The sequence below is a fragment of the Curtobacterium sp. MCLR17_007 genome (genome assembly GCF_003234655.2).
In the GTDB taxonomy this organism is placed as follows: Bacteria; Actinomycetota; Actinomycetes; order Actinomycetales; family Microbacteriaceae; genus Curtobacterium.
Genome location: NZ_CP126271.1, coordinates 3,677,796 through 3,702,618, shown reverse-complemented (window position 1 = coordinate 3,702,618; position 24,823 = coordinate 3,677,796). Strand labels below are relative to the sequence as shown.

Sequence of the window (24,823 nt, the reverse complement as noted above, 5' to 3'; positions counted from 1 at the left end):
CCGGGGTCAGCGCCCGAGTCGGGACCGCACCAGCGTCACGGCGTTCGCGATCTCGCCGTTCTTTGCGACGACCAACGCCCCGAAGTAGACGACGACCATGACGGCGCCGGTCAGCACGAGCGTGATGAGTGCGCTGGTCACGTCGGACATCGCGAAGCCGTCGGCCGAGAAGGCACCGAAGAAGTTGGCGACGAGGACCCCGACCACGCCGGCGATGAGCGCGGCGATGACGAACTGCACGTGCGAGCGGGTGACGTTCGGGCCGTCGATGCCCGCCAGGCGCTTCCGCACGACGACGAGCGCGACGATGGTCTGGGCCGTGCCCGCCAAGGTGGTGCACACCGCGATGCCGACACCGATGTGCTGTGCCGGGAACGCCGCGACCGCGAGGGCTCCGATGACGAACAGCCCGGACTGCACGATCTGCATGAGGAACGGGGTGCGGTGGTCGTGCAGCGCCCAGAACACGCGCTGGATGATGAAGAGCATGCTGAACAGCACCAGACCGGGCATGTAGGCGACGAGCACCCAGGCCATCGACTGGGTCAGCCAGAACGTGTTCTCCCAGACGCGGGCGAACGACGTCGACATCACGACCAGGGCCACGGACGCGAAGACGGTGAACAGCCCGACGATCCGCAGCGACAGCGACAGGTTGCGTCGGACCGCCGCCAGGTCGCCCCGCTCGGCGTCGTGGCTCATCCGCGTGAAGTACGCGGTGGCGATCGACACCGTGATGATCGAGTGCGGGAGCATGAAGAGCAGCCAGCTGGTCGCGAGGGTCGCGTTGCCGGCGCCCTGGGCGAGGGACGCGACGCGGGCCTGCACCACCCCGGCGAGCTGCGTCACGAGGATCATGCCGAACAGCCACCCGGCTGCGGTGCCGGTCGCCTTGAGGCCGACACCCCGCCAGCGGAAGTCCGGCGTGAACGACAGACCCGCTCGACGCCAGAACAGCGGCAGGAACGCCGCCTGTGCCAGGACGCCGAACGACGCACTGCCGGCGAGCACGGCGATCTTCAGCGGCGTCCACGCTGCGGCTGCGGAGTTGACGTCGCGACCGCCGAACATGGCGATGAAGACGATGAGCCCGGCGATCGCGATCACGTTGTTGATCAGGGGCGCCCAGGTGAACGGCCCAAACACCTGCTTGGCGTTGAGCACCTCTCCCAGCAGCGAGTACATCGCGTAGAACAGGATCTGGGGCAGGCACCAGAAGGCGAACGCGATCGCCAGGTCGGTCTGCGCGGGCGTGAAGCCCTTGCCGCCGTCGCCGGCGCTCTGGCTGTAGATGCGCACGAGGACCGGCGCGAGCACCGTCGCGACGATGGCGATGAGCACGAAGACCGATCCGGCCAGCGTCACGATCTTGTTGACGTAAGCGGTCCCGCCGTCGCTGTTCTGCTTCATGGAGCGGACGATCTGCGGGATGAGCACCGCGGACAGCAGGCCGCCCGCGATGAGCGCGTAGATGTTGTTCGGCAGCTGGTTCGAGATCGCGAACGCGTCGGCGGCCCGGGACCCCGAGTTGCCGATCGCGTAGGCCAGCACGAAGGTCTTGGCGAACCCGAGCACGCGGGAGATCATCGTGCCCGCGGCGAGCATGGCACTGGCCCGCCCGAGGCTGCGCTGCGCGGGCTCCGCGGGGACGGTCGGGTCGGGCTGGGTGGTGCTGATGGTGGGCTCCTGGGGGGCGCTCACGTCGTGCGCGCGGTCGGACGGGAGGACCGGCCCGGCTCCGGCACGGGCGATCGCGTCGTCGAGACGGTCGGCCCCCTCGGCGGCGGCGAGCGGGGTGCTGGAACCGGCGGTCGCCATCGCGGTGGCCGACCCGGCAGGGTGGTCCTCTCCCTCGGCGCGGTCGTCGTCCGACGGCTCCTGGTACAGGCGGTTGGGGTCCTCGTCGACCTCGGCCGGCTCGCCGTTCCGGCGACGACGCAGGCGCCGACGGACGTTGCGGTAGATCCCGAGCCCGAAGATCAACACCACGGCGATCGCCGCCGCCGCCGTGATGAACGTCTCCCACTGCGCCTGCACGTTGATCTCGACCGTGGCCGGGTCGGCGATGCGGACGCCCGTCGCGCTGGTGAGCGACATGGTGAGCTCGACCTTGCCGTTCGCGACGGACTGCACCGGGAAGGTGACCCGGCTGGACGAGTCGGGCTGGACCGTCACCTCGACCGCGTTCTTCTCGATGCGCAGGAACGAGTTCGACGGCTGGACCGTCAGGAAGACCGTGACCGGGTACGCCGAGCGGTTGCGCACCGAGATCGGCAGCGAGGACCGGTCACCGAGCAGGGTGATGCTGCTGCCGTCGAGGATCCCCACGCTCGAGACGTCCTTCGCGACCCTCGTCACCCGGGTGTCGACGGCCTGCACGAACCCCTCGTCGTCGCTGCGCCAGGAGTTCGAGGCCGCGGCCAGGTCGGCGACACGTGCCGGGGCGGTGAGGTCGGTCGGGGTCGTGATGGCCGAGGCGAAGTCGGTGAGGTCCTTCGAGGCCTCGACCAGGCGACGCAGCTGGTCGAGACGACCGTCGCTGTCCGACGAGCTGCTGAGCGAGACGGACCCTGGCGTCACGGCGGCCGTCGTGGAGAGGTCGGCCGGGGACACCCACGGGGTGTTCTCGAGTGCGTCGAGGGCTTGCTGCAGGCGGGTCGAGTCGGTCGGCCAGGCGCGGCCGAGGGTGAGCAGCACCGGACCGGTGGTGCCGCCCTGGCGCGACGCGGTGGCGAGCGTCGCGGTCAGTTCGCTCATCGCGCTCGACCAGGCACGCTGCGTCGTCGCGGTCGCGGCGTCGTGGAGCAGGTCGGACATGCCCTGGTCCGACACGAGCACCCGGTGGTCGTCGATCTTCTCCGAGGCGGTGATCGTCGTGTCCGCACCGGCGGAGGTGTTCCCGCTGGCGACGATCGTCGCCGTGGTGCCGGCATCGGTCAGCGCGCTGAGGTCGTCCGTCGCCACGGTGCCCTCGGCGGGCCACGCGATCGACGACATCGTGTACGGGAAGTCGAGGAGCTGTGCCGTCGTGGGGATGGTGGTCGGTTGGTCGTCCGGCGCGGTGCCGGTCGTGCCGTTCGGGTCGGCGGTCGCGGTGGCGCTGGCACTCGCGGACGGGTCCGCGGTCGCGGTCGCACTGCCGGTCGGGGTGGGGGCCGGGGTGGACGCACCGGGGAAGTCGTCGGGCTTCACGAGCTGGTCGAGGGAGATCGGACCGAGGATGCCCGATGCCCCCGCCTGGCGCAGCCCCGTGACGTCGGCGTCGGCGTACGGCAGCGCGAAGGTCTCGTTGCGCATGCCCTCGAGCCGCTGCAGCCAGGCCGTCGCCGACGAGGGGGCGTTCTCGCCGAGGATGCGGATCGACGCGATGATCCGGGGGTCGATGCCGAGCGCGACGTTGTGGTCCTGGGCGGCGTCGAGCTGTGCCGTCAGGGTGCCGTCGAGCGCCGTCGCCGCGGCCAGGTCCTTCGCGCTGACGAGCCCGCCGGAACCGGCCGGCATCGTGATCGGCATCGCCACGGAGACCCCGACGGGCGTCTGCTCGTAGTTCGGGTACCAGGTGACCGCCGAGCGTGCCACGGCCGTCGTCGACCCGGCGCGGTAGTCGGCCGCGATGCGCCGCGCACCGAACGAGGAGTACCCGGACAGCCCGAGGTTGCCGGGGACGACCCGGACGTCGTCGAGGGTGACCGATCTATGCGCCGGCACGGCCGGGACGTCCACCGAGCCCATCGGGGCGCCGAAGTAACCCGTTGTGCTGGTGTCGGCGAGCCAGTCGCTGATGACGTCCCGAGTCCCCGCGTACTGCCGGAAGATGTCGAGCTCGGCGGTGCCGGCCGGCAGCTCGGTGTCGGTGTCGTTCGTGACCGTCACCGAGAGCGTGAGGTCCTGGTCCGGCTGCAGCACACCTCGGTCTGCCGGCACGATCTCGATGGAGGCCTTGCCCGCCTGCGCCGCGACCGGTCGTGCGACGTGCGTGGACGTCGTCGGGGCGGTCGTCGCCTGCGCTGCCGTGACCGACGCGGGCGTGACGACGAGGCCGAGGGCGACCAGGGCGGACGCGGCGGCGGCGAGCGTGGATCGGAGGATGCGCATACGAGGACGGCCCGGGATCGGTTCGGACCTCGGACGAGTGTATGAGGCCGGACCATGAGAGCCCGGCGTGCGCGCGGAGGTGGTGGACAACCGGCGGCGTCGATCTGGGATGATCGACGACGTCATGCAGTCCGTTGCCCAGGCCGTCGAACGACTCGACGCACTCGCCGCCACCGCGCCCGTCGCGGCGCTCGCCCGCGCGTTCGCCGAGGCCGGGCACGAGCTCGCGCTCGTCGGCGGTCCGGTGCGCGACGCGTTCCTCGGACGCCCGGTGACCGACCTCGACTTCACGACGGACGCCCGTCCCGACGACGTCCTCGCGATCGTCGAGCCGATCGCGAGTGCCACCTGGGACGTCGGCCGGCAGTTCGGCACCATCGCCGCCCGGGTGCAGGGTGAACAGGTCGAGATCACGACGTACCGCAGCGACGTCTACGACGGTGCGACCCGCAAGCCCGAGGTGGCGTTCGGCGACACCATCGAGGACGACCTGCTGCGTCGTGACTTCACCGTCAACGCGATGGCCCTCCGGCTGCCCGACCGTGAGCTCGTGGACGTGCACGGTGGCGTCGAGGACCTGCTCGCGGGTCGACTCCGCACGCCGCAGACCGCGACCGTGTCCTTCCGCGACGACCCGCTGCGGATGATGCGTGCGGCGCGCTTCACCGCGCAGCTCGGGTTCACCGTGTCCGACGAGGTGCGCCTCGCGATGCAGGAGCTCGTCGACTCGATCGACATCGTCTCCGCCGAACGCGTGCGCGACGAGCTCGTCAAGCTGCTCAACACGGACGATCCCGTCCCCGGACTCCGGCTGCTCGTCGACACCGGCCTGGCCGAGCGGTTCCTGCCGGAGCTTCCCGCGATGTGCCTGGAGATCGACGAGCACCACCACCACAAGGACGTGTACGAGCACTCGCTCACCGTCCTGACCCAGGCGATCGGGTACGAGCACGAGCGGCACGCGGGCGACGCCCCCGACACCGTGCTGCGGCTCGCTGCGCTCCTGCACGACATCGGCAAGCCGGCGACCCGCAAGCTCGAGCCCGGCGGCGCCGTGAGCTTCCACCACCACGACCTGGTCGGGTCGAAGCTCGCGAAGAAGCGGCTGCGGGCCCTGCGCTTCGACAACGACACGATCGCGGCCGTCGCCCGGCTGATCGAGCTGCACCTGCGCTTCTTCGGGTACACCGACGGCGCCTGGACCGACTCCGCCGTGCGCCGGTACGTCCGCGACGCCGGACCCCAGCTCGAGCGGCTGCACGAACTGACCCGGTCGGACGTCACGACGCGCAACCGGCGCAAGGCCGACCGCCTGGCGTTCGCGTACGACGACCTCGAGGAACGCATCCGCGTGCTGGCGGACCAAGAGGAACTCGACTCCCTGCGCCCCGACCTGACCGGCGACGACATCATGCGGGTCCTCGACATCCCGCCGGGGCGCGCCGTGGGCGAGGCCTACCGGTTCCTGCTCGAGGCGCGGATGGACGAGGGCCCCCTCGGGCCCGACCGGGCAGAGCAGCGTCTGCGCGAGTGGTGGGCCGCGCGCGACGCGACCGCCTGACCGCAGGGCCGACCGCCTGACCGCCGCACACCGATCTGCCGGACCGGTAGCGGGCCTCCAGGCTGTCCGCTAGGCTTGCGGGGTTGTGCCGACCGCACCTGCGTGTCGGCGCACATGCATCAACCCTCCTGCTCCGGGAACCGCCCGGAGCCGCCAAGACCAAAGGAGGTGGGTTCCGCATGCACAAGTACGAACTGATGGCGATCCTCGACCCCGAGCTCGACGAGCGCACCGTCGCTCCCAGCCTGGACAAGTTCCTCGCCGTGATCCGCAACGACGGTGGCACCGTCGACAACGTGGACGTCTGGGGCCGTCGTCGTCTCGCTTACGAGATCGCCAAGAAGAACGAAGGCCTCTACGCCGTCGTGAACTTCACGTCCTCCGCCGACGCCGCCAAGGAGCTCGACCGTCAGCTCGGTCTCTCCGAGGCCGTGCTCCGCACGAAGGTCCTGCGCGCTGAAGAGGGCATGGCGCAGGTCGCCGCCCAGAAGCAGCGCGACGAGGCCCGTGCCGCTCGCAAGGCAGCCAACGCTGCCGCTGCCCCGGCCGCCGCGACCGCGAGCGCCGAGTAACCGATGGCCGGCGAAACCGTCATCACGGTGGTGGGCAACCTCACTGCTGACCCCGAGCTGCGCTACACGCAGAACGGGCTCGCTGTGGCGAACTTCACCATCGCGTCCACCCCTCGCACGTTCGACCGTCAGGCGAACGAGTGGAAGGACGGCGACGCGCTGTTCCTCCGTGCGAGCGTGTGGCGCGAGTTCGCCGAGCACGTCGCGGGGTCGCTGACGAAGGGCTCGCGCGTCATCGCGCAGGGCCGTCTGCGTCAGCGCTCGTACCAGGACCGTGAGGGCCAGCAGCGTACGAGCATCGAACTCGAGGTCGACGAGATCGGCCCGTCGCTCCGGTACGCGACCGCCCAGATCACCCGTGCAGCGGGTGGCAGTGGCGGCGGTCGTGGCCAGGTCGGCGGTGGTTCGGGCGGCGGCAACTTCGGTGGCAACGGCGGTGGCGGCAACGCTTCCGGCGGCGGCCGCTCGGACGAGCCGTGGTCCCCGCAGGGTGGCCAGCAGCAGGGCGGTGGAGCACAGTCGAACGACGTGTGGTCGACCCCCGGTGGCACCTACGACGACGAGACCCCGTTCTGATCCGTCCGCGGACACAACACTTCTTCTTCTCCTAAGGAAAAATCATGGCTGGAAAGAGCACCGGCGACCGCCGGAAGCCTCGCGGCAAGGGCGGCAAGAACGCCGCCCCCGCGAAGGCGATCAAGGTCGGCGTCATCGACTACAAGGACGTCGCGACCCTTCGCAAGTTCATCTCGGAGCGTGGGAAGATCCGCGCCCGTCGCATCACCGGCGTCTCCGTCCAGGAGCAGCGCCTCATTGCCCGTGCCGTGAAGAACGCCCGTGAGATGGCGCTCCTCCCCTACGCCGGCTCCGGCCGCTGATCAGGAGGATCACCATGTCCAAGCTCATCCTCACCCACGAGGTCTCCGGCCTCGGCTCCGCCGGTGACGTCGTCGACGTCAAGAACGGCTACGCCCGCAACTACCTCGTTCCCCAGGGCTTCGCTGTCGCGTGGTCCAAGGGCGGCGAGAAGCAGGTCGAGTCGATCCGCGCCGGCCGTGCCGCGCGCGAGCTCGCCACCATCGAAGAGGCACAGGACCTCAAGATGAAGCTCGAGAACGCCACCATCCAGCTGACCGTCAAGGCCGGCAAGGACGGTCGCCTGTTCGGCTCCGTCCGTCCCGCCGACGTCGCAGACGCCGTGCAGGCTCAGGGTGTCGGCTCGCTCGACAAGCGCAAGGTCGAGGTCCCCGCGACCATCAAGACCGTCGGTGACCACGAGGCCACCGTCCGTCTGCGCGAGGACATCACTGCCGTGATCTCGCTCAAGGTCGTCGCCGCCAAGTAAGGCTGCTTCGGTCCGACAGCGTCGGTTCCGTCGGAAGGCGGGTCTCCACACAGGAGGCCCGCCTTCCGTCGTTCCCGCCGGGTCGCGGGTGCTGTGCCCGATTCGGGAGGCCTGCCTTCCGTCGTTCCCGCTGGATTACTGGATGCTGTCTGTCACCGTTCTGGCTTGTCTGGTTACCGTCCGGACTGCTCCGCGGTTGGCTGTGAGCCAGCCGGGAGACTTCGAACCCCGAGGTCGTTTGTCAAGTCGTTTCACACAGTGGAAACGTCAAATCGGGAACCTTCAAGCGCACATTGAAGCCCGGTTGTCCACACACAGTGTGGAAATGAAAAGCCCAGGTCAAGCGGTCGAAAGTATGTTCTCAGGCCCCTGTTTCCACAGGCCTGTCCACAGCTGTTCACACACGTTCCCGGCGTGTTCCGCAGTCTCTCCACAGAGTTGTCCACAGGGCCGTTTGCTGGGGATAACTTCGTACCCGTAGCTTGGCCCAGCGACTCGGGGATGTCGGTCGCACGGGGTAGAACTGCCTGGTCCGGTGTCGTCCGGACGGGTCGCTGAACTGAAGGAGCTCGCGTGTCGATCGCACACCTGGACACGGCGCCGCAGGACTACGCGGAGCGTGGCGGGAGCTACGGCGATCGCGGTGGGATGGAGCGCACTCCCCCGCACGACCTGCTGGCCGAGCAGTCGACCATCGGCGGCATGCTGCTGTCGAAGGACGCCGTCGCCGACGTGATCGAGACCGCTCGCGGGGTGGACTTCTACATCCCCAAGCACGAGGTGATCTTCGACGCCATCCTGTCGCTGTACTCCCACGGTGAGCCCACGGACGTCATCGCCGTCACGGACGAACTGACCAAGACCGGTCTGCTGTCCCGAGCCGGCGGCGCCGAGTACCTGCACAGCGTCACGAGCATGGTGCCGACCGCGGCCAACGCCGGGTACTACGCCGCCATCGTCGCCGAGAAGGCGGTGCTGCGGCGTCTCGTCGACGCCGGCACCCGCATCGTGCAGATGGGCTACGCGTCCGAGGGTGAAGTCACCGACCTGGTCAACAGCGCCCAGGCCGAGGTCTACAACGTCGCGGGCGGGGTGCAGACCGAGGACTACGTCCCCCTGACCGAGGCGATCTCGGCCGCCATCGACGAGATCGAAGCCGCCAAGGGCCGTGACGGGCAGATGACCGGCGTGCCGACCGGGTTCGCGCAGCTCGACGGCCTGACCAACGGCTTCCACCCCGGGCAGCTCATCATCATCGCCGCGCGACCCGCACTGGGAAAGTCGACGCTCGCGCTCGACCTGTGCCGTGCCGCTGCCGTCAAGCACGACCAGACCGCCGCGTTCTTCTCGCTCGAGATGGGCCGCGCCGAGATCGCGATGCGTCTGCTCTCCGCCGAGACCAGCGTGCCCCTGCAGAACATGCGCAAGGGCACCGTGGACTCGCGCGACTGGACCACCATCGCGCAGACCCGCGGACGCATCAACGACGCCCCGTTCTTCATCGACGACTCCCCCAACATGACGCTGGTCGAGATCCGCGCCAAGTGCCGTCGACTCAAGCAGCAGCACAACCTCAAGCTCGTGGTCATCGACTACCTGCAGCTGATGACCTCGGGCAAGAAGGTCGAGAGCCGCCAGCAAGAGGTCTCGGAGTTCTCGCGTGCGCTGAAGCTCATGGCGAAGGAGCTCCAGGTCCCCGTGATCGCGCTGTCCCAGCTGAACCGTGGGCCCGAGCAGCGTGCCGACAAGAAGCCGATGATCTCCGACCTGCGTGAGTCCGGGTCCATCGAGCAGGACGCCGACATGGTGATCCTGCTGCACCGTGAGTCGGCGTACGAGAAGGACAACCCGCGTCAGGGTGAGGCGGACCTGATCGTGGCGAAGCACCGCAACGGGCCGACGGACACGATCACGGTGGCGTTCCACGGGATGTTCTCGCGGTTCGTGGACATGCCGCAGTAGAACGACAAGTGTCGTCCGCCAGCTAACTTGTCCGACTGCCACTCAACGTGTCTGAAATACGGAGATGGACACGTTGTTTGGCAGCGCGAACGGGTTGAGCCGACCGCAGCGCGACTGAGCCTTCGTTGGTCCCGAGGCGCCCGTAAGGCGGGGGTGATTTGCGAAAGTTCGCGGACCACCCATGTGAGACAGAGTTGGTCTCGACGCAGGGCGGTAGGAGTCGGCGTCGTCTTCGGGCACTCGTCAGTCGACTGGAGCACCGGCTTATGGGACGCGTTCAGCCTCGGTCACCGCTGATCGATCGGCAGCCGAGCCAGGGCAGACAGTCGGCGAAGTCTTATCCTGCCTGTCGTGCTCATCGTGATCCGCGGCGCCTCTGGCTCTGGCAAGTCGACCCTGGCGGCGCAGCTGCAACAGGAGTTGGGCTGGCCCACCGCGGTGTTCGGACAAGATCACTTCCGGCGGACCATATACAAGGAGCGCCAGGACGCCGGTCACGCTGACGGCATGGAGCACGCGGCGCTTCTCGAAGTCGCAGCGAAGCACTGCCTCTCGGCCGGTCAGGACGTCGTCCTGGAAGGGATCTTCCAGTCCGATCGCTACGCAACGATGCTGGAACGCATTTCGAGCACATCGACCGACGCTCGCTTCTACGCCTTCAACCTCACGTTTGAGGAGACCCTGCGACGGCATGCGGGACGTACGCTGGCGTCTGAGGTCAGCCCGGATCGGATGCGTGAGTGGTACCTCGGATGGGACCCGCTCCCGTTCGTGACGGAGCAGCCGATTCTGCCGGGTGAAGAGCTAGCCGCAGTCGCCCAACGAATCCTCAACGGCCGTTAGAGGATCGACAACGGAACCTGTCGTTCAGGTGCGGACAGGTCTTTGCTGAAGCGGACTCCGGTAATGGACCAGCCGAGCTTCTCGTAGGCCGCGTGGGCTCCGTCGCGTTCCACCCCTGAGTTGAGCGATGCCCTGCGCGCCCCCTGCTCTCGGGCCCAGTCCTCGAACACGTTGACGAGCAGGCGCGCGACGCCTTGACCGCGCACGCTCTCGTCGACGACGAGAGCTGTCAGCCGGGCCGCCGGCCCGTCGAACTCGACGTGCCAGCTCAGGCACCCCGTGACCAGGCCGACTATTCGTTCGTCGCGATCAGCAACCCAGCATCCCGTCCGCGGATCCGTCAGGAGAAGATCGATGCGCGGGCTCAGGGCCGCCTCCGTCGTGGGATATCCGAGCTGGTCAAGAAGCGGCACAAGGTCAGCACAATCGTCCACTTCGAGCCGTCGCGTTCGCATGCCGGGAGACTAGTCCCGCATGCCCGATCAGCGTCCGGTAGCTGATCGGTTATTGCGACGGGCAGTGCTCGACAGCTTCGCAGTCACCTTCGACCCGATGGAAAACGCGCTGAGCCCGCGAGCACATGTGCTCGAACTGCGGCAAGGATCGATTCGCTGCATGCCAGGCGAGGTTGTTCAGGCATGCGCCGACGATCAAGGTGATGAATGCGGCTGAACCGGACGCCGAAACGCCGGCTACGGTCAGACGCCGGAAGACGGTCTCAGGCGCGTGACCACTGATCACGCACTGCCGGTACAGGTCAGCCAGATCGAGGGCTCGGTGGCCACGTCCGACCGTCTCTGCATCGACGAATCGAGATTCGCCGGTCGGCGTGACGATGATGTTCGACGCGCTCAGGTCGCCGTGGACGATGTCGTCACTGGGGAGCTCGACCGTCCCCGCGACCGCGACGAGCGAGCGCGCATCCGCCGCTACCCGTGCTCCTGCTTGCGATCGACGTGCAACGCCACCGAACCATGGATGTCGGTCCATCGTGACGGCGACGATCTGGGCAGAATGGTCGTACGCGCCCGCGACCGCCAAGCCCTTCTGTCGCCGGTTCGCGCCGATCACCGCGTCGACTTGGGCGTTCTTGGAGACGTCGAGGATGGCGCCTTGGACGAACTCTTGGACGTGGAATGCGCCGTCGCCGAGCGGCCCGACTGCCAGCCAGTCCGCGACGGACCACTTCGCCTGCGTCGCTTTCATGACACGAGCGGCTGCGAGCACCCGAGCGGCCTTCTCCGGGTCAGGCTGGAATTTCACCACCACGGGCCCGACCGGCGATTCCGCGAGCAGCGCGCCGCCCTGCTCGCCGCCGGTCAGGCGCCGCCCGTTGCTCAGGACGTAGCCGGAGAGGTCGGAGATCCGAGCGAGAAGGTCACGCATCTCCTGATGCTGACACAGCGAACGTCGCACACCAGTCACACGACGCGCGCTTGACCCGTCGGCGCGGATGGACGATCGTGATGTGCATGCACATGGCGCGGAAACGCAGAGATTCTGGCGCTGATCGTGTCCGCCTTCGTGCCCTGACCGACGACGACGTTGCGGCGCACAATGCTGGCGAGGACGACCAGAGGGACTGCTGCAGGTTTGGTTGACTCGTTCGATTAGGCCGCGAGTGCGACCTGTGGGTTGATGATCGTCTCGTACTCGATCGGGGTCAACTTCCCCAGACCACGTTGGCGCCGTTTCCGGTGGTAGGTCGCTTCGATCCAGGTGATGATCGCGAGCCGGAGCTCTTCCCGGGTCGCCCAGCGTCTCCGGTTGAGGACGTTCTTCTGCAGGAGCGCGAAGAACGATTCCATCGCCGCGTTGTCCGCGCACGCGCCGACCCGCCCCATCGATCCGAGCAGCCTGGCGTCCGATAGCGCCCGGACGAACTTCTTCGAACGAAACTGGCTGCCCCGATCCGAATGGATGACCGTCCCTGACGGGCTCCGGCGGGAGATCGCCATCTGCAGAGCCGCGACGGCAAGCGAGGACCGCATCCGGTCACTGCTCGAATAGCCCACGATCCGCCGCGAGCACGCGTCCTTGATCGCGCAGAGGTACAGCTTGCCCTCTGCCGTGTTGTGCTCGGTGATATCGGTCAGCCAGAGCTTGTCGAGGTCTGGCGCGGTGAACGCACGGCGGACACGAACATCGTGCACCGGCGGCCCAGCCTTGCGATTCAGGCCGCGCTTCTTCGCGTGCAGTGACCAGAGCCGCTGCTGCGAACACAACCGCCACACTCGCCGTTCCGACACCGTATGACCGGACGCAATCAGGTCGTCGGCGATGAACCGATACCCGAACGTCGGATCGTCCCGGTGCGCATCGATCGCTGCGTTGGTCAGGTGCGCGTCCTCCCAGTCCCGCTGAGAAACCGGGTCGGCGCGCCACCGATAGAAGGCCTGCTTCGAGAAACCCAGCACCCGGCAGGTCACCGCGACGGGGACACCATCGGCGGCGAGTTCTAGGACCAGCGGGTAGATCATTTTGGGAGTTGCGACTGGGCGAAGTACGCCGCTGCCCGGCGGAGGATCTCGTTTTCCTGCTCGAGCAGCCGGATCCGTTTCTGTGCGTCCCGCAGCTCGGCCTGCTCAATCGCCTTCACGGATGGCGACGCAGCAGCAGGGACGCCGTCATCACGGTCCGCGAGACGCAACCAGCGGGCCAGGCAGGACTCGGACACACCGAAGTCCTTCGCGACCTGCCGCACCGACGTCTCACCCTTCCGGGCGACCGCGATCACATCGCGGCGGAACTCTTCCGGATACGCCTTCACCATGGCGCACATCCTTCCAGCAGGAGCCCATGCCCCTACCTCTCAGGAGTCAACCAAACCTGCAGCAGTCCCGAGCGCTGTCGCTGAAGGCCCTCGCCGTTAAGCTTGGGCGGCCGGAGCGACAGGTGCGGTGGGCCATCACCGCTTTCCCACCACCGACAGGGCACCGCTGCGAGCCAATCGATTGGCTCGCACTCCTTCCATTGAAGCCACCCTGGGTCCGCTCGACGTAACGACGGACCGAAGACGCGGGGAGAGAGCAATCCCGACACCCGCGCGGGTTTCCCAAGGAACGCTCGCGTTCGACTAGCTTCAGATCGACCTCACGAATGGGCTTCGATCATGGCTGCGCCGCCGCTCCTTACCTTCCTACTCGACACCAACGCGGTGATCGCGCTGGAACCGTACGCAGGCTCCGACGACGAGCAGAGTCCCGCCCTGGCGGACCTGCTCCGCCTCGCCCGCGAGCACAACCACCACGTCGTCGTTCACCCGGCCAACTACGACGACCTCCGCGAAACCGCGGACGAAGGCCACCGTGCCGCGAACCTCCGGGCGCTTCGGAAGTACGAGTTGATCGGCGAGCCACCGATCGCTGACGATCTGCGTGATGCGTTTGGCACTGTCGTCGATGGGTTAAATGATCATCGAGATTTGCGACTGCTTGCCGCCGCTGCTGCTGGGGCGGCAACGCACCTGGTCACGAACGACCGCCGGCTCCTTCGCCGTGCTGCTCGGGCTGGTCTCGAGGAGCAGGTCCTTCGGCCTGCAGAAGCACTAACGCTTCTCCGCACGCTGTACCCGGATGATCCGGCAGCGCCGCCGCAAGTGCATCGTCGGATGGCCGCCGAACTCAGGCTCGACGAGCCGATCTTCGACTCCCTGCGACGCGACTACGCCGAGTTCGATCACTGGATCCGCACGACGGTCGCACCCGACCCGAATCGTCGTGTGTGGACCGTCGAGGATGCTGATGGCGGGTACCGTGCGATCGCGATCGTCAAGCTCTCCGATGACCACCCGCTCGTGCCCGGTCGGAAGCTGATGAAGATCTCGACTTTTAAGGTCGATGAACGAGCTGAGGGCGAGAAGCTCGGAGAGTTGCTCCTGAAGACGGTGCTCGGCTGGGCAGCGACAAAGCGTGTCGAGGCCATGTTCGTCACAGTGATCAAGGATGAGGCGAAGCAACTCCTCGTTCGCTTCCTTGAAACGTTCGGGTTCGAGGAAACCGGTCGGCTGCCCGATAGGGAGAACGAGTGGGTGTTCGAGAAGACGCTGCAGCCTAAGCCGGACGCGCCGACCGATCCGCTCGCATACCACATGAAGTACGGGCCACCAGCGATCGCTCCGCGAAGTGAGGTCTTCGTCGTGCCGATACAGCCGCGCTGGTACGGTGGGCTCTTCCCAGACAGCCCCGCCGAGGAGGCGGACGCAGCCGCTCTGTTCGACGTCACTGAGCTCCTCCCGTTCGGCAACGCACTGCGGAAGGCGTACCTCAGCAACTCGAAGCGTCGAGCACTCCCTCAGGGCGCGGTGCTCCTCTTCTACAAGTCCGCTGGCGACAAGCCGGGCAGCGGGGCAGTGCGCGCGATCGGCGTCGTCGAACGCACCTTGCGTAGCTCGGTTCCCTCCGAGGTCCTTTCGTTCGTTGGGCGACGTACCGTGTACAGCGCAGAAGAAGTCGCCGGCATGTGTCAAAGTGGCGTGATCGCGGTTCTGTTCCGCCAGGACCGCTTCCTTGAGGGGCCGTGGAGTCTCGATGAACTCATCGAGATGCGAGTGCTCAACGGGGCCCCTCAGGCGATCACGCGAGCAGCATCGGACGAAGGGCGCGCATGGGTACTGCAGCAACTGAGCGCGTAGCGGTCATGGCGATTCACCCCCGCTATGCGGATGCGATCCTCAGCGGCGAGAAGCTTGTCGAGTTCCGGAAGCGGAAGCTTGCCGATGACATCACGACGGTGCTCATCTATGCAACGGCTCCGGTTCAGAGGGTCGTTGGCGAGTTCAGCATCAAAGAGACGGTGATCGATAAGCCCGCGTCCATCTGGGCCACCTTCGGCGAGGTGGGAATCATCGACGAAACTAATTTCGATGACTACTACGCGTCGTCGACTCAGGCCGTCGCCTTGGTTGTTGATCAGGCCACCCGCTATGCCCGACCTCAAACGCTAGACGAGCTAGAGGCAAGCTCGATCCCGCAGAGCTTCTACTACGTTCACCGGAGTCGAAAAGTGGAGCGTCAGCGGCTGATGCCGGCGGTGGCGTAGGAGTGCGGGAAGTGCTTCGGGACGCTTGACGAGCCAGCGTCGAGTTGAATGATCGAAGCCTGGCGATGAAGTCTCAATGCTCGCCTTCGTCCTCCATTGATACGTCCGCGACCCATTCGAGCCAACGCCAGCGGCCGCCTTCGGCAACGACGGCCCTTCGCCTCGCGAGCGTGCACGCCACCCACACGCGGTCAACGCCCGGAGGTAGCTCTGGGGCCCGATCCGGCAGGAGGCGCGGGATCAGCGCGACGTCTGGATCAGTGAGAAGTCCCGTAACAGTTAGGTCGCTGGCGAGTGTCGCCCAAATGAACACATCTCCGTGTCCGCCGGCGAACGAGCGAATCTTCTTTGGGACGTCGTCCTCACGCTCGAGAACCTCGAGTACCCAGCTGTTGAGTCGATCCGGCTCGTCAGTCCCGCTCCATCCTTCGCCGCCGAGGACGATGAGATCTCGTCCTCGTTCGTCGAACAGCGGTGCCATGAACTGGACGCCCAGGCGTTGCAGCGGACGTGGAACCTCCTCCCCCCACAGCTCCTGCGACTTCGAGAGAACCCACCCTGGCCGGTCGTCGAGAATTTCGTCCAGACGACGCAGCAACCCCGGGAGGACCTCTCGCACGGTCTTGACCCGAGCAGAGTGCAGGATGCTCATGTACCAACCGTGCCCGATTCCGGGAACCTGTAAGTGTGCGCCGTGCGCCTGGAATGCCTCGGTCTGCCGCCGCTCTGGGACGTTTACGTCCTGCACGACCTCAAGCGGGATGAGGCCGAACGGGGCCCTGATGACGGCGTCGACCATGCCATTACTAGTGCCATTTTCGAAGCGGTCGACGGATAGTCCGAGCTCGCGGCTAGCGATCTGCCTCGACCAGCGCTCGACGGGGAGCTCCCGATAGCCCTTCTGCTGCTGGTTCACGTCGTTCGCCTCCTGGGCACGATGACAAGGAAGTGAGTCGCGGAACACTCCCAGTTAGCCTTGAGCGCCCTGCTGGCGGCTCAGCGACGAAGCCTTACTGAGACCGATCACGGTCTCCGATGGCCGGCAATACAAGTCATTCGGCCGTTGAATCAGGACGAGAGCAGCAGCCCAGCTGTCACCGATACGCCAAGCGCCCACGCGGTCTCAAAAGTGGTACTGAGAATCTTGTGCGAAAGGTGTTTGTTCATGGGTGTCTCCTTCAGGATTTCATTTCGACGGGTTTCTGACTTGTCTTTCAGTGAGGTAATCAGACTTACAAACCGCATTGCAATGAGAACCGCGAAAACACCGAGCGCGCCGGCGACGAGAGGAATCGAACCCCAAACCCCTGCCCCTGACCTGATCCAACGGACTGGTCAGAAAGTAGCACATGAGGTGGGGAGTCGCGATCCCCATCGAGTCACCGCGGACGCCAATCCGGAAATCGCGCCCCCTCCGCCGCCCGTCCAAGTCTTATGCTTGCGGGGTGGCATCACCGGAAGAAGCGCATCCCAAGCCGACCGCTGTCGACGACCCGAGAAAGGCGTCCGCGCAACTACTGCGAGAAGGGGCCAAGCGGTGGATGAGAGATGCGCTCGAAGCTTGGTCGAACGACGACCTCGAGCATGTGGCTATGATAGCGCCGCTGAGCCTTGAACTACTCGGCAAGGCAACGCTATGGGATATGAACCCTGTGCTGGTAATGCCGTCAGCGCCTTCGGAGGAACAATTACTTCGGTCCGTGTCCCGCCCAGATCTTCGAGATCCGAGCGCTCGCACGGTCGGCCTTGGGGGAGTTTTGAGCCGACTGGCGTCGCTCATACCCAACTGGCCCATACCGAAGTCGCGTCAATCTTTGATAGCTGACGTACGCAACGGCGCAGCGCACGTGGGGATCACCGACAGAGTGGAGAGTGTTCTGCAGGATTGTCTCCTAGCCACTGCGGTTCTACTGCCCCACGTAGGGCTGACGAAGGAACAGCACTTTGGACCGTACGCGGGTCTCGTAGATGCGCTTATGAATAAACGTCGTGAGACGGTTGAGGGACGCGTCAAACTCCGCCGAGAACAGGCGCTCGCTCAGCTCGCAGCGCTCGAGGCCCGGCTAGGGCGGACCGGTTACGAGGGTGCTTTGGTGAGCAAGGAGTCGGCCCGACGATTGCTAGACCCGTCGGATAGCGGACGCATCGGGGTGGATTCGGAGTGCCCAGCCTGCGATTATGTGGGACGCCTTCAGGGGGAGGCCGACATCGAGGTTGAAGTTGACGTCGATGTGGAGCGCGACGTAGACGGCTGGAAGCCTGTCTATCAGGCATTTCCTGTGGTTTGGTTCCATCCCGATGAGTTCGCCTGTGCCGTCTGTAACTTCCGGGTATCGGATCAAGAGGAACTCGCCGAGGCTGGCCTACCCGGTGAGCGATACGTGTTGGAATCTGGAGAGTACGACGAGGCATTACTTGAGAATTGGCAGGACCAAGATTACTGACGCAGCGCCTGTCCTCAGGTTGCAACACGGGCGGTTCCGCCCGCGCTCCTCCTGAGCGCTCCACCATTACGACGTCCACCGAGGCGGACCGCGCGAACCCAAGGATTTCTGATTGATGATGATTCTGCTGGCTATTGCAAGCCCCAGTCCGGTCCCCGAGTCAATAGCCTCTCCGGCCGCGCCTTGGTGGGGCGTGCCGGTCGTGGCTGGTTGCTTTCTGATCGTTGGTGCGCTGCTAGGGTTCTTTTTCAATCGTATCCAGGACGATCGGCACGCCAAGCGCGAGCGCCACGCGCGATGGGACGAAAATCTCTTGAGCTACACGTCGAATGTCGTCACGATGGTCCGCCAGTTCATTCAAGACGGTATGGAGTATGATATGGTCGTCGGCACACTCGCCGATGCTGCCGTCAGTCAGATGCAAGCAGGCGAGCCCGTTTCACCGCCCCCAATCGGGGATGCGTCGATTGCTGCGCTTGACGATTCTTTCGAGGCTTTGATGCGCCAGATCGCTACCCTCAAACTCGTTGCGCCGGCGGACGTCCGCGACGTCGCTTCGCGTTTGGAATCCGCAGCGCCGAAATTCCTGAAGACTCATACCGAGGTCGTCACGACGCAGAGAGGCGTGTCCCAGCTGCACCAGCTGCACCAGATGGCCACGGAGCTTGAGGAAGCAGTTCGCAAGCACTTCGAGATCGATTGACAAGGAGCACGCCGACGAGGGTCTAGAGTCGCGCCGTGAGCCCGACTCCTACGCCGAGCATGACCATAGGCCCGTCTCCGAGCCCTTCGCACCTCTTCGTCGAGCTGACGAACCAACCGTCTGCGGCTCCGTGGTGGGGCGTCCCGGTCCTGGCGGGATGCTTTCTCCTGTTGGGTGGGTTCCTCTCTTACCTGCTGACGAGGGCGAACGATAAGACGAAGTTCCATCGGGACCGGGCGGAACGGCAGCTGAAGGAGGTCGTCGAAGCTGGAGCGTCCCTGCTGTCGACCGGTGACGGATTGAAAGAGCTGGCCCTGCTCGCCCTCCCACGGAACACAGCGCAGTTCCTCGCGGCGGTGAGCGGCAAGATCAAGCCCGCTACTGAGGCATTCGCACTCGCGGCCAACGCTTTTAGTCTTGTTTACCCATCTACCATAAAATCCGAGTTCGACCGGTACGTGCTGACCACTTCGGTGCTGCTGATGCCACCTTACGAGAAGGACGGTCAGATCTGGGCGTTGGAGGAACAGGGGAAAGCTCACGTGCGTCTAGTGAACGCTCTACGCGCCCTTGAAGGCCGAGAACCTATTGACGTACCGCAGAGCAACGAGAACCTGCTGGAAGACGCTCAGAAAATCGTTGGCAGGCTCGCCGATGATTTGAAGCAAAACGCAAATCACGGAAGGCATTCGGCCAGCCCAGATCCTACTGGTCTTTCTCAGCCATGACACGATTAACAGGAAAGGTTCATTAGGGCTCCGCTCGGCGAAGCGAGAGCTATTTGCCTTCGCTTGACATCTAGGCTGCGATCCTGTCGGCCTGATCGCGCGGCTTCGAGGACCTCTTCATTCTCGACCTTCGCCTTTTCAGCCGCTTCTGCTGCCCTCTCGTTCACGTCCCTTAGCGTGTGAGCTTCGTGCTGCGCTTAACTGACATAAGAGCATCCGATGTTGCGCTGCCGTCAGCGAGTCCTGAGAGCTTGGGAAATGTGGTCGGTTCCGTTGTCTGACCTGTTCGCTCGGGCGCGGACTGCCTGAATGGCGGGCTTCGCGGACGAGCTGCTGGCGCGATGCCACTCAAGGTCCTCAGGGCGGACCGACTGGAGCCCACGTCGACAAGTGTCGTCGCGCACACAACTTCTCTCCTTCGCCCACAACGTGTCGCTGTTCAGCGCGGGGATGGGGATCTCAGCGATGCAGCGACTTCGGTCGCGGGAACTGACCACGCGTTCGCTGCGAGCAGCTGAGTCCACCGGCCAAACGGCTTCTGATCAGGTGCGCGTGACGTTGTGCGCGCGGAAGAAGTAGCCGTCCTGTCCGGCGAGGTAGGGCTCCACCTCGAAGCGCACGCCCTGACCGGGCCGCAGTGAGAGGAAGCCGGGACCACCCAGGACGGAGAAGTGCACGAAGACGTCGGACTCGAGCGCCTTCGAACGAAGGGCACCCCAGCCGTCGTCGTCGCTCCACCAAACACAAACGCCTTCGACGATCTGCACGACCGCAACGTACCGCGTCGCGGCATCCGGCAATGGATCGATTACCGTACGGGCGGGGCTGCCCAGACCGCTCGGTATCGCCAGAACAGCGGACGTCGCATCTTGATGCCCGGGAGTACTTGGCAAGCGACCGCGTGAATCTCTTCGAACGTGAGCAGCGGCATCGTCGTCGGCGCCGTCATGCTCTCCGGCGGTTCCACCGCGCGGCGAGGGTGGAGAATCACGCCGACGCCGACGTTCAGGAGCAGCGAGGCGATGGACCACGGAAGGTCTCTCGACGTCTCTCGGGCCAGGCCGACGATGACGAGTCGTCCGCCTGGCCACAGCATCGAGCGCGCCGCTTCCAGGGCGGGCACCAACGGAAGATGGTAAAGCGACGCCACGAAGGTCATGAGGTCATAACGCGGCTCATCTCGGATGGTGACGTCGAAGGGTTTCTCGCGTACCGTCACGTTGCGGAGGCCGTTGACGTTCATCCGTGCCTTTGCCGCCGCGCGGGCTTCTGGTTCGAGGCCCACGACCGTTCCTCCGGACCGAGCGAGCCGCCTCAGCAGTGTGCCGGCCCCGCACCCGACATCGAGCACCGCGGCCCCTCTGCCCACCCGCCGTGCGTGCAGAGCACGAACGGCGCGTACGCATCGTTGTGCGACCAAGGATGCTCGTCACTGAACCGCCCCAACTCCGAAAGCAACCGCACCCCCGTCTTGCTCATGGTCCGCAGCGTATCCGCGACCAAGAGCATCGAGCCGGATGCGACTGAGTGAGTGGCTCCAAGCCGTTCGGTAGCCGATCGGCTACCGGACGCGTCTGGCAGCGATACCGTGCACGGGTGTCGAGTTCTGGCGTCGTCAAGCCACGGTCGCGCGTGAGTGCTGCGCTTGTCATGGCTGCGCTGGTGGCCTGGCTTGCTCCAGCGTCAGTGATCGCTCTCCGCCTGGCATGGGCGGACCCTCCTTCTCGAGTGCCCGTGCATTGGACGGGATCAGGCCCTGACCAGTGGGCTTCGGCGGACGCTGCGTTCTGGTCGTGCATCGTGCCGGGCATCGTCGGAGCACTCGTCTGCAGTCTGCTGGTCGTCCCGTTGTCTTCGGACGCGTCGCGATGGGGCACTGCGATCACTTTCGGGGCGGTGAGTGCGGGAACGGGGATCGTCACGTTCTTCTGGGTCGCGATGATGCTCGCTGCCGAAGGAGCGGGGGCGCCGTTCCTGGTCATCCTTGCCCCGCTCGGACTGGGAGTGCTTGTGTTCGCCCTCTCCTTGTTCGTCCAGACGAGTACCGCCCGGTAGGCGATCGGCTCCACAGGCGGATCGTTCCTGCGTTGCGGCGCAGCGATACGAGAGCGGCCTTGCCGGTGGTGCAGAGGCGAGGCGAGGCGCGTCGCGGCGTCAGCCCTGGACGGTCCAGGCTGCGGACACGCTCCGGTCGACGACACGGCGCCATCCGTCCGGAGCGGCAGGGTCGTGGCTGGCCATCCCGGCCATCCACAGGACGGTCATCAGGTCCTCGGTGGTGAAGTCCTCGGCGAGCACGCCGGCGTTGTGTGCGTTGGCGACGAGTTCCGCTCCAAGCGCCATGGATCGTTCGCATGCGTTGATGAGGAGCACGGCGTCGGGGTAGCGCCGGAGCATCGCGTCGTTCATGGCCGGGTCGCTTCGCTGCAGGTCGATCATCTCGGCGATGAAGGTCTCGAGCTGGGCACGCGGGGTGTCCTGGGCCAGTGTCCGTTCCCGCAGGGTGCGGAGCTTCGCGCCCGCGATGTCGGGCACGACGGCGTCGATGAGGTCTTCGCGCGATCCGATGCGGTTGTAGAGCGTCCCGATGCTCACCCCGGCCTCGCGCGCGATGTCCTCCAGTGGCGCAGAGAGCCCTCGACTTGAGAACACCGCGATCGCGGCAGCGCGGAGCTTCTCGACGTTCGCCTGCGCGTCTCGGCGCAGGCGGGGTGCGGTGCTCACAGCGACTCCGGAGGAAATTGAGGTCAGCCTCAACATAGGCTGCAGAGGTTTGAGGACGACCTCAACTTACCGCACCAGCTCGCACGGCCCGGCAATGGGCCACGGAAGGACGCATCATGCCCCTCATCACCATCATCGGCGCAGGCCCTGGTCTGGGTCTCGAGATCGCGCGGGCCTTCGGGCAGAAGGGCTTCGACGTCGCGCTCGTGGCCCGCAGCCAGGCGAACGTGGACTCCCTGGCGGGTGAGCTCGTCGCGGAGGGCATCCAGGCTCGTGGTTTCACCGCCGACGTCAGCGAGCCCGACACTATCCGGAGTGCCCTCCGATCGATCCGGGAAGCGCTCGGGCCGATCGACGTCCTCGAGTTCTCCCCGGCTGACCGGACCCTGGAGTCGGTCGACGCGGTGGACGTGACGATGGAGAACCTGCAGCCACAGCTCGACTTCTACCTCGGCGGCGCGATCGCGGCCGTCGGAGAGGTCCTGCCGGCCATGATCGCGGCGGGCGCCGGCACGGTCCTCGTGACCACCGGTGGCGGTGCGCTCGCCCAGACGCCGGTCCGCGGGAACGTCAACATCGCAGCGGCGGGGCTCCGGAACTGGACGCTCAACCTCAATGCCGCTCTCGCTGACAAGGGTGTCTACGTCGGGTTCGTCGCCATCACCGCGCTGATCGGCGGTGGGCGACCGGACGCTGAACCGGCGGTCATCGCGCAGTCCTACGTGAAGCTCCACGACGAGCGGCGGGATGCCGAGCTGCACTACGTCGCGTACGACGGCTGACGCGCCTCCCGCCCGGGCTGCTGGCCTGGGCGGGATCCGCCGGGCTGCCGGGACCCGGGTCCGCGCGGTTCAGTCGGCGCCAGCCGCTGCCGCCGCCGCGGCGAAGGTCCGGAGTGTCGCCACCTGCTCGGCCGTGCTCGGGGGCGCGTCGGCCATCTGCCACGTCGACACGAGCGCGATCATGCCGCCGATCGTGAAGGTCCGGGCGTCCCCGGTCAGAGCGATCTCCGGTCGATGGTGATCGGGATCGTGATCCGACTCCGACAGCCAGGTCGTCATCGCGGCTGCGAGCACCTCGGCGACGCGCTCGCCACGTGGAACGGCGCGGAGCTTGTCGAAGAAGCCGCGATCCGCACGTCCCGCGGCGAGCAGCGGTTCGATCCCGCGCTCCCGAACGGCGTCGGTGAGGGCCTGTGGGAGGTTCGCAGCGGCCTCGTCGAGGGGGAGCCAGTCCTCGAGAAGCCGACTGATCCAGAGGTCCGTCGCCAGGTCGCCGACGTTGCTGTAGTGGTTGTGGAGCGCTTGTCTGCTCAACCCAGCGCGCTGTGCCACGGCGCTCATCGAGATCGTCTCGCCCTTTGGTGTCTCGGACACCAGGGCGGCCAACGCCCGGATCAGGGCAGCGCGGGTGCGGGTGACGCGCGGGTCCACCCGTTGGCTCGCGAGCGGCACCGTGCCTGTTCCGTCCCTCATGACTCCATCTTGTCAGAGCCCGGATGGTGATGTACGTTCGTCATCTACTGGACAACTGTAAAGGACATCATGACGCACGTGACCGAGCCTGCCACTGGCCGCGGAGACGGCCCGCAGCACCCCGAGTTCGAAGCGGCGGTCGCGGGAGGCGCGCTGGACTCCGAAGGGCCGGGATCAGCGCATCGCTACCGGAACCTGGTCCTCGGTGCGATCGCGATCCTGCTCCTGGCGATGGCGATGTTGACGAGCTACTCGAGCGCGTTCGGAAACCCGACGCCGAACAACGTCCATCTCGCGGTCACCGGCGACGCTGACGCGATCGTCGCGCTCGAGCAGCAGGGGTCGCTGGATCTCACCGTCGTGGCCTCTGAGCGGCAGGCACGATCCGCGGTGCTCGACCGCGACGTCGACGGCGCCGTCATCCTGCCGGCGCCGGGCAAGGGCGCCGGCGTCACCACCTACATCGCCAGCGGCGGTGGCCGCGGGCTGGGCCAGGCGGTCTCCGGCATCGGCGACTCGATCGCGGCGAAGCTGCAGACCACCAACACGGCCACCGACCTCGCACCCCTGCCGAAGCAGGACCCGGTCGGGTCGATCGAGTTCTACGCGATCCTCTTCGCCGGCCTTGGGGCTGCCCTCGGTGCGACGGTGTTCGGACGCATCCTCGGCACGGTCGACACGGCCGCGAAGTTCGTCGAGCGCAGCATCGTCCTCGTGCTCTACGCCGGTCTCCTCGCCGGACTGATCACCCTGTGGATCGACTCCGCACTCGGGGCGGTGACCGTCGGTCCCTGGGGCGTGTTCGGGATTCTCTGGCTGACCGGAGTCGCCATCGGGGGAGCGGTCACGGGCGTCGCCGCACTGGGCGGAACCATCGCGGCTCTGGTGGTGACGCTCGCCCTGGTGATCCTCGGGAACACGTCATCCGGTGGCCCGCTCGGGATCCACGTCCTCAACGACTTCTTCCAGACGCTCTACTACGTCTTCCCGCAGGGCGACGCGCTCGACCTGCTGCGGTCCGTCCAGTACTTCGACGGCGCTGCGGTCGCCGCCCCGATCATCCGGCTGAGCATCTGGGCAGTGGCGGGGATCCTGCTCACCCTGACGGCGATGCTCATCCGGAACCGACGCGAAGGCGCTGCTCGACCGAAGGGCGGACTCCGTCACGAGCAAGGTCCCCGCTCGGCAGCCGGCCCATCGGGCTCCCACCTCGAGTCCGCCGCAGGAACGCCGAACGCGGCCTTGCTCCCGTTGACCCCGACACCCTGAACACCACAGGCCTGCTCGACGCCCGCAAACGGTCGAACCACTCCCGGTCCGACCGGCGGGAA

At 66.3% G+C, this 24,823-nt stretch carries 23 protein-coding genes; 14 read left to right on the top strand and 9 right to left on the bottom strand.

Annotated features, from left to right (window positions below):
* Window positions 1–6 precede the first annotated feature (6 nt).
* Window positions 7–4,095 (bottom strand): DUF6049 family protein, encoded by a 4,089-nt coding sequence (locus DEJ13_RS17615; protein ID WP_220037554.1) that lies wholly within the window; start codon window positions 4,093–4,095, stop codon window positions 7–9.
* 124 nt (window positions 4,096–4,219) lie between these two features.
* On the opposite strand from DEJ13_RS17615, the gene DEJ13_RS17610 reads away from it, so the two are divergent.
* The 7 genes from DEJ13_RS17610 (at window position 4,220) to DEJ13_RS17580 (ending at window position 10,378) form a co-directional block, all read left to right on the top strand.
* On the top strand, window positions 4,220–5,656 hold the full coding sequence (locus DEJ13_RS17610) for a CCA tRNA nucleotidyltransferase (RefSeq protein ID WP_111106182.1): 1,437 nt from the start codon (window positions 4,220–4,222) through the stop codon (window positions 5,654–5,656).
* A 179-nt stretch (window positions 5,657–5,835) separates the two neighbouring features.
* Window positions 5,836–6,228 carry a 30S ribosomal protein S6 gene (gene rpsF, locus DEJ13_RS17605; RefSeq protein WP_056121018.1) on the top strand — a complete coding sequence of 131 codons (393 nt, stop codon included), beginning with the start codon at window positions 5,836–5,838 and terminating at the stop codon, window positions 6,226–6,228.
* Window positions 6,229–6,231: 3 nt separating this feature from the next.
* Window positions 6,232–6,804, top strand: a complete 573-nt coding sequence (locus DEJ13_RS17600) for a single-stranded DNA-binding protein (protein WP_056121019.1) — start codon at window positions 6,232–6,234, stop codon at window positions 6,802–6,804.
* 44 nt (window positions 6,805–6,848) lie between these two features.
* Window positions 6,849–7,106, top strand: coding sequence for a 30S ribosomal protein S18 (gene rpsR / locus DEJ13_RS17595; RefSeq protein ID WP_056121021.1), 258 nt, complete (start codon window positions 6,849–6,851; stop codon window positions 7,104–7,106).
* A gap of 14 nt (window positions 7,107–7,120) precedes the next feature.
* Window positions 7,121–7,573, top strand: coding sequence for a 50S ribosomal protein L9 (rplI, locus tag DEJ13_RS17590; RefSeq protein ID WP_056121023.1), 453 nt, complete (start codon window positions 7,121–7,123; stop codon window positions 7,571–7,573).
* 573 nt (window positions 7,574–8,146) lie between these two features.
* The gene (gene dnaB, locus DEJ13_RS17585) at window positions 8,147–9,535 is read left to right on the top strand and encodes a replicative DNA helicase (RefSeq protein ID WP_056121026.1); all 1,389 of its coding nucleotides are present in this window, start codon (window positions 8,147–8,149) and stop codon (window positions 9,533–9,535) included.
* A gap of 351 nt (window positions 9,536–9,886) precedes the next feature.
* A complete protein-coding gene (locus DEJ13_RS17580; protein WP_181436943.1) occupies window positions 9,887–10,378 on the top strand; it encodes an AAA family ATPase in 492 nt (163 codons plus the stop codon).
* Here DEJ13_RS17580 and DEJ13_RS17575 read toward each other — a convergent pair.
* From DEJ13_RS17575 to DEJ13_RS17565, 3 genes are all read right to left on the bottom strand, one after another.
* Window positions 10,375–10,833 carry a GNAT family N-acetyltransferase gene (locus tag DEJ13_RS17575; protein WP_111106112.1) on the bottom strand — a complete coding sequence of 153 codons (459 nt, stop codon included), beginning with the start codon at window positions 10,831–10,833 and terminating at the stop codon, window positions 10,375–10,377. The genes DEJ13_RS17580 and DEJ13_RS17575 overlap by 4 nt on opposite strands.
* 49 nt (window positions 10,834–10,882) lie before the next feature.
* Window positions 10,883–11,764: a phosphotransferase family protein gene (locus DEJ13_RS17570; protein WP_111106111.1), complete on the bottom strand. Its 882-nt coding sequence runs from the start codon at window positions 11,762–11,764 to the stop codon at window positions 10,883–10,885.
* Between the two features lie 224 nt (window positions 11,765–11,988).
* A protein-coding gene (locus DEJ13_RS17565) for an IS3 family transposase (protein ID WP_111106110.1) occupies window positions 11,989–13,151 on the bottom strand; the annotation gives its coding sequence in 2 pieces (ribosomal slippage) (window positions 11,989–12,872 and window positions 12,872–13,151; 1,164 coding nt in all).
* A 339-nt stretch (window positions 13,152–13,490) separates the two neighbouring features.
* On the opposite strand from DEJ13_RS17565, the gene DEJ13_RS17560 reads away from it, so the two are divergent.
* Window positions 13,491–15,011 (top strand): PIN domain-containing protein, encoded by a 1,521-nt coding sequence (locus DEJ13_RS17560; RefSeq protein ID WP_146245178.1) that lies wholly within the window; start codon window positions 13,491–13,493, stop codon window positions 15,009–15,011.
* Window positions 14,984–15,418 carry an ASCH domain-containing protein gene (locus DEJ13_RS17555; RefSeq protein WP_146245177.1) on the top strand — a complete coding sequence of 145 codons (435 nt, stop codon included), beginning with the start codon at window positions 14,984–14,986 and terminating at the stop codon, window positions 15,416–15,418. Before DEJ13_RS17560 ends, DEJ13_RS17555 begins: the two co-directional genes overlap by 28 nt.
* 73 nt (window positions 15,419–15,491) lie before the next feature.
* Here the strand turns inward: DEJ13_RS17555 and DEJ13_RS17550 are convergent, their stop codons facing one another.
* On the bottom strand, window positions 15,492–16,334 hold the full coding sequence (locus DEJ13_RS17550; protein ID WP_111106107.1) for a hypothetical protein: 843 nt from the start codon (window positions 16,332–16,334) through the stop codon (window positions 15,492–15,494).
* A gap of 529 nt (window positions 16,335–16,863) precedes the next feature.
* Between DEJ13_RS17550 and DEJ13_RS17545 the strand changes: the two genes are divergently transcribed.
* The 3 genes from DEJ13_RS17545 to DEJ13_RS17535 all read left to right on the top strand — a co-directional run bounded on the left by DEJ13_RS17545 (window position 16,864) and on the right by DEJ13_RS17535 (window position 19,293).
* Window positions 16,864–17,862 (top strand): hypothetical protein, encoded by a 999-nt coding sequence (locus DEJ13_RS17545; protein ID WP_146245176.1) that lies wholly within the window; start codon window positions 16,864–16,866, stop codon window positions 17,860–17,862.
* A 115-nt stretch (window positions 17,863–17,977) separates the two neighbouring features.
* Window positions 17,978–18,565: a hypothetical protein gene (locus tag DEJ13_RS17540; RefSeq protein ID WP_111106105.1), complete on the top strand. Its 588-nt coding sequence runs from the start codon at window positions 17,978–17,980 to the stop codon at window positions 18,563–18,565.
* 35 nt (window positions 18,566–18,600) lie between these two features.
* The gene (locus tag DEJ13_RS17535) at window positions 18,601–19,293 is read left to right on the top strand and encodes a hypothetical protein (RefSeq protein WP_146245175.1); all 693 of its coding nucleotides are present in this window, start codon (window positions 18,601–18,603) and stop codon (window positions 19,291–19,293) included.
* 542 nt (window positions 19,294–19,835) lie between these two features.
* Here the strand turns inward: DEJ13_RS17535 and DEJ13_RS17530 are convergent.
* The 3 genes from DEJ13_RS17530 to DEJ13_RS17520 form a co-directional block, all read right to left on the bottom strand.
* A complete protein-coding gene (locus DEJ13_RS17530; RefSeq protein WP_111106180.1) occupies window positions 19,836–20,060 on the bottom strand; it encodes a cold-shock protein in 225 nt (74 codons plus the stop codon).
* 41 nt (window positions 20,061–20,101) lie between these two features.
* On the bottom strand, window positions 20,102–20,713 hold the full coding sequence (locus DEJ13_RS17525) for a class I SAM-dependent methyltransferase (RefSeq protein WP_111106104.1): 612 nt from the start codon (window positions 20,711–20,713) through the stop codon (window positions 20,102–20,104).
* 734 nt (window positions 20,714–21,447) lie between these two features.
* The gene (locus tag DEJ13_RS17520) at window positions 21,448–22,017 is read right to left on the bottom strand and encodes a TetR/AcrR family transcriptional regulator (protein ID WP_111106102.1); all 570 of its coding nucleotides are present in this window, start codon (window positions 22,015–22,017) and stop codon (window positions 21,448–21,450) included.
* 116 nt (window positions 22,018–22,133) lie between these two features.
* On the opposite strand from DEJ13_RS17520, the gene DEJ13_RS17515 reads away from it, so the two are divergent.
* On the top strand, window positions 22,134–22,799 hold the full coding sequence (locus DEJ13_RS17515; RefSeq protein WP_111106101.1) for an SDR family NAD(P)-dependent oxidoreductase: 666 nt from the start codon (window positions 22,134–22,136) through the stop codon (window positions 22,797–22,799).
* Between the two features lie 69 nt (window positions 22,800–22,868).
* Here the strand turns inward: DEJ13_RS17515 and DEJ13_RS17510 are convergent, their stop codons facing one another.
* Complete coding sequence (locus DEJ13_RS17510; RefSeq protein ID WP_146245174.1) at window positions 22,869–23,492, bottom strand: TetR/AcrR family transcriptional regulator; 624 nt, start codon at window positions 23,490–23,492, stop codon at window positions 22,869–22,871.
* A gap of 78 nt (window positions 23,493–23,570) precedes the next feature.
* Here DEJ13_RS17510 and DEJ13_RS17505 point away from each other — a divergent pair, with 78 nt between their 5' ends.
* Window positions 23,571–24,761, top strand: a complete 1,191-nt coding sequence (locus tag DEJ13_RS17505; protein ID WP_146245173.1) for an ABC-2 transporter permease — start codon at window positions 23,571–23,573, stop codon at window positions 24,759–24,761.
* Window positions 24,762–24,823 lie beyond the last annotated feature (62 nt).

Excerpts from the sequence above, each read along its gene's own strand:
- DEJ13_RS17615 (WP_220037554.1), bottom strand. The coding sequence starts at position 4,095 with ATGCGCATCCTCCGATCCACGCTCGCCGCCGCCGCGTCCGCCCTGGTC.
- DEJ13_RS17610 (WP_111106182.1), top strand. The coding sequence starts at position 4,220 with ATGCAGTCCGTTGCCCAGGCCGTCGAACGACTCGACGCACTCGCCGCC.
- rpsF (WP_056121018.1), top strand. The coding sequence starts at position 5,836 with ATGCACAAGTACGAACTGATGGCGATCCTCGACCCCGAGCTCGACGAG.
- DEJ13_RS17600 (WP_056121019.1), top strand. The coding sequence starts at position 6,232 with ATGGCCGGCGAAACCGTCATCACGGTGGTGGGCAACCTCACTGCTGAC.
- rpsR (WP_056121021.1), top strand. The coding sequence starts at position 6,849 with ATGGCTGGAAAGAGCACCGGCGACCGCCGGAAGCCTCGCGGCAAGGGC.
- rplI (WP_056121023.1), top strand. The coding sequence starts at position 7,121 with ATGTCCAAGCTCATCCTCACCCACGAGGTCTCCGGCCTCGGCTCCGCC.
- DEJ13_RS17575 (WP_111106112.1), bottom strand. The coding sequence starts at position 10,833 with ATGCGAACGCGACGGCTCGAAGTGGACGATTGTGCTGACCTTGTGCCG.
- DEJ13_RS17570 (WP_111106111.1), bottom strand. The coding sequence starts at position 11,764 with ATGCGTGACCTTCTCGCTCGGATCTCCGACCTCTCCGGCTACGTCCTG.
- DEJ13_RS17560 (WP_146245178.1), top strand. The coding sequence starts at position 13,491 with ATGGCTGCGCCGCCGCTCCTTACCTTCCTACTCGACACCAACGCGGTG.
- DEJ13_RS17555 (WP_146245177.1), top strand. The coding sequence starts at position 14,984 with ATGGGTACTGCAGCAACTGAGCGCGTAGCGGTCATGGCGATTCACCCC.
- DEJ13_RS17540 (WP_111106105.1), top strand. The coding sequence starts at position 17,978 with ATGATGATTCTGCTGGCTATTGCAAGCCCCAGTCCGGTCCCCGAGTCA.
- DEJ13_RS17515 (WP_111106101.1), top strand. The coding sequence starts at position 22,134 with ATGCCCCTCATCACCATCATCGGCGCAGGCCCTGGTCTGGGTCTCGAG.
- DEJ13_RS17510 (WP_146245174.1), bottom strand. The coding sequence starts at position 23,492 with ATGAGGGACGGAACAGGCACGGTGCCGCTCGCGAGCCAACGGGTGGAC.